This is a genomic window from Mycolicibacterium cosmeticum, assembly GCF_000613185.1.
GTDB lineage: Bacteria > Actinomycetota > Actinomycetes > Mycobacteriales > Mycobacteriaceae > Mycobacterium > Mycobacterium cosmeticum.
Genome location: NZ_CCBB010000004.1, coordinates 19,709 through 27,200, shown reverse-complemented (window position 1 = coordinate 27,200; position 7,492 = coordinate 19,709). Strand labels below are relative to the sequence as shown.

General features: G+C 66.2%; 6 protein-coding genes. 1 reads left to right on the top strand and 5 read right to left on the bottom strand.

Annotation, left to right across the window (positions count from 1 at the left end; translation table 11 throughout):
• The coding region (locus tag BN977_RS31215; RefSeq protein WP_084172796.1) for an AAA family ATPase at positions 1-2,861 on the top strand (2,861 nt) is incomplete at its 5' end.
• 117 nt (positions 2,862-2,978) lie between these two features.
• Here BN977_RS31215 and BN977_RS31210 read toward each other — a convergent pair.
• The 5 genes from BN977_RS31210 to BN977_RS33425 form a co-directional block, all read right to left on the bottom strand.
• Positions 2,979-3,827, bottom strand: a complete 849-nt coding sequence (locus tag BN977_RS31210; RefSeq protein WP_036405158.1) for a hypothetical protein — start codon at positions 3,825-3,827, stop codon at positions 2,979-2,981.
• Between the two features lie 1,592 nt (positions 3,828-5,419).
• Positions 5,420-5,869 carry a hypothetical protein gene (locus BN977_RS32740; RefSeq protein WP_131590255.1) on the bottom strand — a complete coding sequence of 150 codons (450 nt, stop codon included), beginning with the start codon at positions 5,867-5,869 and terminating at the stop codon, positions 5,420-5,422.
• Between the two features lie 159 nt (positions 5,870-6,028).
• Positions 6,029-6,283: a hypothetical protein gene (locus BN977_RS31200; protein WP_036405153.1), complete on the bottom strand. Its 255-nt coding sequence runs from the start codon at positions 6,281-6,283 to the stop codon at positions 6,029-6,031.
• 19 nt (positions 6,284-6,302) lie between these two features.
• Entirely contained in the window at positions 6,303-6,833 is a 531-nt protein-coding gene (locus BN977_RS31195; protein ID WP_036405150.1) for a hypothetical protein, read from the bottom strand.
• Positions 6,834-7,131: 298 nt separating this feature from the next.
• Positions 7,132-7,332, bottom strand: coding sequence for a hypothetical protein (locus tag BN977_RS33425; RefSeq protein ID WP_036405147.1), 201 nt, complete (start codon positions 7,330-7,332; stop codon positions 7,132-7,134).
• Positions 7,333-7,492 lie beyond the last annotated feature (160 nt).

Sequence of the window (7,492 nt, the reverse complement as noted above, 5' to 3'; positions counted from 1 at the left end):
ACCCCTACAGCGGCCTGGGCGATGTCGCGGGCGTGCCCAGAGACCTGATCGATGAGGCGTCACAACGCTCCTCTGCCTTGCACGAATGGGCTGAGGCCAACCTGATCGCCAACGACGCTGACACACTGTCGGCCGCGCAGCTCTCGGCAGCCCAAAAGGCCACGCGGCCGGCTAAACCCGAACACAAACCCTGGCCCGAACTTCGTCAGGAATGGGCCGACCGGTTCGGCCCGTTCGAACTCGACCACACCGCCCAACAGCAGGCCCGCCACGCGCGGCGCACCGCCCGCGGGAGCCGCACCGACCTTGAAACGGTGGTGGATGCCGCCCGCGCCGCGGCCGCCGACATCACCAAACCGGCGTTCACTCGTGCCGATCTCATCGAAGCGATCGGCGCCCGACTCCCGATCGCCATCGATGGCGCACCCCAAGGTCCACTGGGCGTGCTGGAGGTCCTGGCCGACCGAATGGCCGTCCCGCTGACTGCCCCGCGTCAGGCCCATGAACGCGAAAAATACGAACGGTTCACCACCGCGCCGATCATCGCCGAAGAGGCCGCCATCGTGGCGCTCATGGGCGCCAGCAACCCCGCCGCGGCCCTGCCCGCCACCGTCCTCGACACCGAGGATCTGTCCGCTGAGCAGGCCCGCGCCATCACCGCCATTGCCACCAGTCCATGGCTCGTCCAACCCCTCTCCGCTCCCGCTGGAGCGGGCAAAACAACATCGCTGCGGGTGCTGCGTGAGGGCGTGGCGCGCAGCGGCGGCCACGATCGGGTGCTGGTGCTCGCGCCCACCGGCAGGGCCGTTGACGTCGCTGTGCAAGAGGCCGCCGGTGACACCGGCCGGACCATCGACAGTGCCCTCACACGGCTGCGTCGGGGGTCGCTGCAACTCGATGCGCGCACTCTGATCGTCGTCGACGAGGCCGGCATGGTCGGGACCCCGCAGTGGCGTGCACTGCTGGCCGCCACCACCGCGGCAGGGGCCAAAACCGTCCTTGTCGGCGACGCCCATCAGCTGGCGCCGGTGAAGTCGCGCGGTGGCATGTTCGAGCAACTATGTGCCGATCTGCCTTGGACCCAGCACCTCACCGAAGTGTGGCGCATGCGCGACGCTGAGGAGCGCACCGCGTCGCTGAGCGTGCGCCACGGCGGGGCTAAAGCACGCCGCCGCGCGGTGGACTGGTACCGCCGCCATGACCGCCTCGCTACCGGGGACGCGGTGTCGATGGGTGACGATGCGGTGGCCGCCTTCAAGCGTGATCGCGAGGCGGGGAAAGACGCGCTGTTGGTCGGCGATTCGTGGGAGATGGTCGACGAACTGAACATCCGCATTCACAACGACACCATCGAGGCCAGCGCCCCCACGGTGGCCGCCGCCCGCGGTCATCGGATCGCTGTCGGCGACCTTGTGATGAGCCGGGAGAACGACCCCAGCATTGCCGTCTACGACGCCGGCGAGATGCGCCTCACGACCGATGCACCCGTGCGCAACGGACAACGCTGGGAGGTCTATCGCGTGGACCCCGAAACCGGCCGGGTGGCCGCCCGCCGCCTCGGCGATGGGGCTCGCGTCGCGTTCGAGGGCGACTATCTCCGCACCCACGTGCACCTCGGTTGGGCGGTCACCGTGCACGCCGCCCAAGGCGCGACCGCCGACACCACCCACACCTTGCTCTCGGCCGAGCGAGCACACAGGGGATTGGCCTACGTCGGGCTCACCCGAGGCCGCGACACCAACCACGCTTACCTCTACACCCGAGACGCCGAGGAAGCCGACCACGCACACGGTGAACGCACCCCTGGTGTCCACGTCGGGCAGCGTGGAACCGCCCGCGAAGCCGCCGCGCTCCTGTCCCAAATCGTCGGTCGCGATGTCCGCGACCAGACGGCCGCCGTCGCGGCCGCCGACACCGACCGAGAGCTGCTGACCGAACCCGTCGTCGACTTGCTCGAGGCGCGCACCCGCGCCCGCGCAGCCGCCCGCATCGCCCACCACCACCACCTCACCGACCGCGCTCAGGCTGCCGATCGCGCCCGGGCGGAGCGCGCCGTTGCTGCCGAGCTGCCCATGCTGGCGGCCGAGGTGACTCAGATTGAAGCGTCCTGGCAGCTCAGCCCGGCCACCGTGTACCCGCCGCCGGCACACGGGTGGGAGGACCTCGACGACGCCAGCAAGGCGGCGGTGGCCACCATCACCGCGAGCATGCAGAACGTCCAGGTCCTCACCGTGGGATCGGACGCCGACAAGCACGCCGCCCTGGCCGCGGTCACCGCCGCGGCGCACGGCAAGAACAAACACGTCCTGGCCGTACCGGCCACCCGCGCGGCGGCCGCAGACGCCACCAACCAGCCCTACGACGTCGACCGCATCGCCAGCCCGCGCCGAACTCGCGAATTGATCGACAACGGTCAGTGGACCATCCCGCCAGGCAACCTGGTCGTCATCGACGACGCCGATCACCTAGACCCAAAACTGTTGCGCTACTTCACCGAACACGCCACCGCCACCAACACCAAACTCCTGCTCGTCCACACACCGACCCCCGAACAGCAACCCGGCCACACCGTCGTCCAGGCCCTCGCCGAGACCCTGCCGTGGACACAACACATCGGCGCTCCATCGACCCCGCAGGCCCATCGCACCGCCACCGAACGAGTCACCACCCTGCTAGGCGAACCCCACGCGGCCGCACCCTCACCGGCGAACTCGGCGGCCGTCGAACTACTCGACCGCCGCAACCGCGCCCTCGACACCTACCAGAAGACCCAGGCACGCAATCGGCGCTGGACCGATCGTCACGCCCAGCAGGAACGCGAACGCGCCCACACCCGCGACCGGGGCGGCTTCGAACTCTGATATCACGCCCACTATCGCGAGTGAAAACACCACTGCTATCACCGCCCATAGCGGGACACCTATCGCGCACGCTGGATACAGCCGATATCGCGACTGCTATCACCGGAGGTTGACCGCCTACCGGTGGCTGGTCGCGACCACCGACATCAGCGAGGGAGTGGCAATACCGGCCATCGCTGCAGCGTAGGCGACATCAGCGGGGCTTTCCTCACGCCAGCACAGCAGAGTCTCCACCCGCCGGCAGCGCTGGAACAGCTCGCGATACGTCACCAGCTGGTGCCGGTCTTCCACACCCAGAATTCCGGGACGTTGTGAACCCGTCATCAGATTCGCGTCGGTGTACTCGGCCTGCAACGCATCCCATTGCGCCTCAGCAGGCCACTGCCGGCCCACCACCAGACGACCTACCGCCTGCGCTGTGGAGGACAACTCCGGACCGCCGAACACCGCCTGCTGAATCAGATATCGGGCATACACCTCGGCCGCGTCCTCATCGGCGGCCAACTCGCGATACAGACCCGAGTTGAGGGTCTCCAAGCGATGCGAACGGTCGCGGGTGAGCGACCCAGCCAAAGCCTCCTGAGCAGCACTGGATGGACCCACCCCGATCGCCACGTCCGGAGTGGCCTCGTCGACGAAATCGGACGCATGCGGCCAGCCGGTGGCCACGGCCGAGACCGCATAACCCATCGCCCGGACCGCGCGCACCACACGCTCAGCCGGGTTGAACCAGCCAAACCAACGATCGTCGAAATCCGCGTCCAAGTGCGCGGCCACCGGCATGCTGCGCAACAGATACACCCCGGCGGGGATGAAGCATGCACCCTCGTTGTTGCACACCCACAGATCAGGAACCCCAGTGCTGCCGCGGGCCACGGCCACCGCCCATTCCAGCCCCGGGAACGCCACACTGGACGCCGCCGCCAGATCCGCAACAGCCGTCCGCGCGTTCTCCAGATCGGTCATGGACACATCCCGGGGAACCCGCGCAGGAGGAGCGCTATCGCGCACCCCCGGCAGAAAACCCGGAGCCCCAGGAGCCGCATTGCCTGCACTGGCGGGCGGCCCAGCGGCCGCCGCCCCCGACGATGACGACACAGCCGCTCCAGCCGCACTAGCGGCGCTCGCCGCGGCAGGCGGCAACACCGAACCATACGAAGACATCGGTGTCGACATGCCACCACCCACATTCGCCGCCCCAGCCGGAACGCCCACCCCGCCAGCGGTCGACGAGCTGGCCGGGCCGGGAGCAGAGCTGGCGGCCGCCGGTGCCGCTGACGCAGGAGCAGTACCCCCAGCCAACGGAGCCGCCGCCAGCGGGCCTGTGGGTGTCTGCGGAATAGCCTGCGCTGCAGCAGTATTAGCCGGTGAGAACCCACCCGCGGTCGAACTGCCCGCCGCTAGGCCGCGCCCAAACTCACTACCCAGCGATGATGCCGGTGACGATGCTCCGGACGCCTGCGACGCACCACCAGTCGCCGACGAGCCACCGGACAAGCCGCTGTTCATGCCGCCAGTCAAGCCCTGCATCGACCCGGCCCCGCTGCTCAGGCCGCTTAGCGGTGAACTCCCGCCACCGCCACCACCACCCACTGATGGAGCCGACAACGGTGAAGTAGGCAGCGACTCGCGACCAGTTAGAGGCGGGGACGTAATACTCCCTCCGCCGCGATCAGTGGAGGGGCGAGTCCCTAATGTCGACGAGGGGACGTTTTGAATCGATGTCGGCAGTCCATTAGGACTGTCCGAGCTGGGATTTGTTCCCAGCCCGTTTCCGTCGCCGTGCGGCTTTTTTCCGTCAAGTGCATCGGCTGGCGAAGCTTCATTTGCGGGCTTGTCTGTCGAATGCTCGGTACCTAGGCCGCCCCCATCACCTGTTGACGGCGGCGCTTCCGGTGGAGGGCCGAATTGCTTCGTCAGGCCAGCGGTCTCTTGTTGGCCGTAACCCAGTAATTGTGTTGAGGCCACTTCGATGTGTGGGCGATATTTCGCGATGATGGGTCCCACGGCAACGGGTTGGCCCCGGTTAGTCATCAGGGCTTGTTCGATTTCTCGGTGTGCGGCGTCGTGTGCGTTACGCATCTTGCGTTTCGCGGTGTGGATATCTTTACTGAGTCGGTCACTGCGGATGGCAACGTCCTTGGCGAGGTCCACCAAGTTTTCGTGTGCTAGATGCAGTGTCCTGTAATGTCTTTGGGCGGCTTCTCGCCCCTCGCCCTCGGTCCAATCGCCATCGAAGACCCGACCGGCCTGGCCGGTCGCAATCTGGTCTGCCTCGGCATGATCCCGCGCCCACTTTGCCACCGCTTGTGAGTAATTCATGACAGCAGACTCAGAGACCTCGGGCCACTCCCCCGGGGCGATCAGCGCAGCCGTGTATGCCCCTGATGGACGGGGGATATCGCTGGTGCCGTTAGGCTCGGCTTGATCTGGATTGAACCCATCCGGCGCAGGGCGAGCGGCCACCACTTGCTGGAAGACCTGCGTGGCAATTACGCGGTATCGCCGATCCCAGCCGGCTCTACCTGTTGCGTCCTGACCACTATTTGTCGCCGGCATCAGTGCGGCAACCCACACGCATCGGCCAACGCATATGTCGCGACATTCCCCACGTCCGTCAACCGATTCACCTCGATAGCTGGTCTACCCGCCAAAGCTGCGCTGGAGACGTCTATGGCGGACTGGATGTACTCTTTCGCTGCCTCGGCGACATCATTGGGCGTAGCCGGGGATATCGAATTCTCTACTGCCGCAACGCTGTTCATTTTTCTAAGGACGACCGGAATGTTGAGATCGCCATTCACGATCAGCCCGTCCGATGCTCCCGTGCCTCTAACTGCGGAATCGAATGTGTGGCACACCTTGCTCTTGGCTGCGTCCTGTTCGGCGGGCGTATAGGTGGGTGCGGTCGGCGAAGGCGATGGCGCGGCTGTGCTGGAGGTGCTGTCCTTGGTGACCGCGTAGGTGATTGCCGAGGCCGCGGCTACGGCCACGATGTTGGCCGCCACCACAGCAACAATCAGACCCCAGCGCCGAGGTTCGTGGGAGACCGGGTGGACCGGTGGTGGCGGCCCGTACGGTGGTTGGCCCACCCCGTTGGTGGGCCAATGTGGTTGCGCAGCTTGAGGTTCGGATGACTGCCACGGCGATCCCATTGTGATGCGCCTTTACGTCCTGAGGGCGTCGGCGTTGGCTGCCTCAGTGGTCTCAACGGCGGCCACCGTGGTGAGGGTGGCGACCTGGCCGGCAGCGGTGCGGGTACCGACCTCCAGGGCCTTGGCTTCTAGTAGCGCGGTGGCCACCGTGAAGAACGGAGCGGTGTACTGGTCTGCCGCCGGCGGCAAGGGAACACCCGAGGCGCTGGTCCTGGCGCGTCCGCTGTCGGCGCTGGTCAGGCCATCCTGAGTGGCATGCGGGTCCATTTCAAATGATGACGGCAACTCAATTCCCCTCGTCTGCGTCTGCTTCCAGGTTGCGGTGTAGAGCCTCGATTTCGAACGTTGTGGCGGCCACCTCGGCTTGGTACGTGGGATGCTCAGCGGCCATCGGCTGCAGCTCGGCGGGTAGTGCTTGCGAAAATTGGGCCCACTCATCGGATCGCACACCTTCGCGCGCCGCGGTGACTTGCTTGCGGATCCACGTCCCAAACTGACGCTGCACCGCCATCGGATCATGAATGTCGGCGGGGAATGGTTGGCCGACCGCGCGCGCGGCCGAGTCGGCCATGACCGCAATCGTCGCCCGCCACTCTCGTTCCGCTTTGTCCATCTCGCGCAACACGGGCTGGACCCACTTATCCCACTCCCTGCACACGGTGGGCCAGTCCTCGGCCAGGACGGCCTTCCACAGCGCTGCTGGCGGCCTACCATCACCGCGGCCAACCTGCGCGAACCACGATGCCTGGTGCCGCACCATCAGCATCGCGCTCACGCTGGCTGCGCAGCGTGAGCGCTGCTGTTCGCCATGGTCCATGTGTCAGATTTTACGGCTCGGTCCTGTCAACAGCGCGGTCCCAAAACAGATTGCAGATCCTTAACTGGCTGGTCAGCAGGGGCTTCTACCTGTATGTACCGGCGGTCGGTCCTTTTCGGTACAGCGGGGTCATACTCGGTCAGTGGTGGAGCGTGAGTTGTTGCGTTGGCTGGTCGATGCCGGTGGGCAGGCGGCTGAGCGCTGTCTGGGGCGGCTCGTCGACGACACGGCGGAACGTCGGGACAGTGTTGATCTGATGTGGCCTGCCGTGCCGTGGGTGTTATGAGGGAGCCCCCGATTAGGGCAGTCCATAGCGGCGGCGCAGCTCCTCGCCGCTGATCGTGTTCCCAGCGGCATAGTCGGCATCTGCAACAGCAAGTTCGTCCCACAGGTCAGTTTCAGCTCGCCAGCTCTCCATCGATGTCTGATCTGCTTTGTCCATCGCATCAGCCACCGCGTCGAAGTGTGCCGGCGTGCTGCCGGCAGCATCGTCGGTCATAGCTCCATTCTCGTCGCAACCGACCTATCCGCACTGTGACCCGCGCCGATCTAAGTAGGGACCGGTGTGACACGCCGAGGTGGCGTGCTTCCATTCGGGCGCATCTACCTGCGAGTACAGTGAATGAGGTGCCGTTAGTGCGCCCAAAATCCGGTTGAGC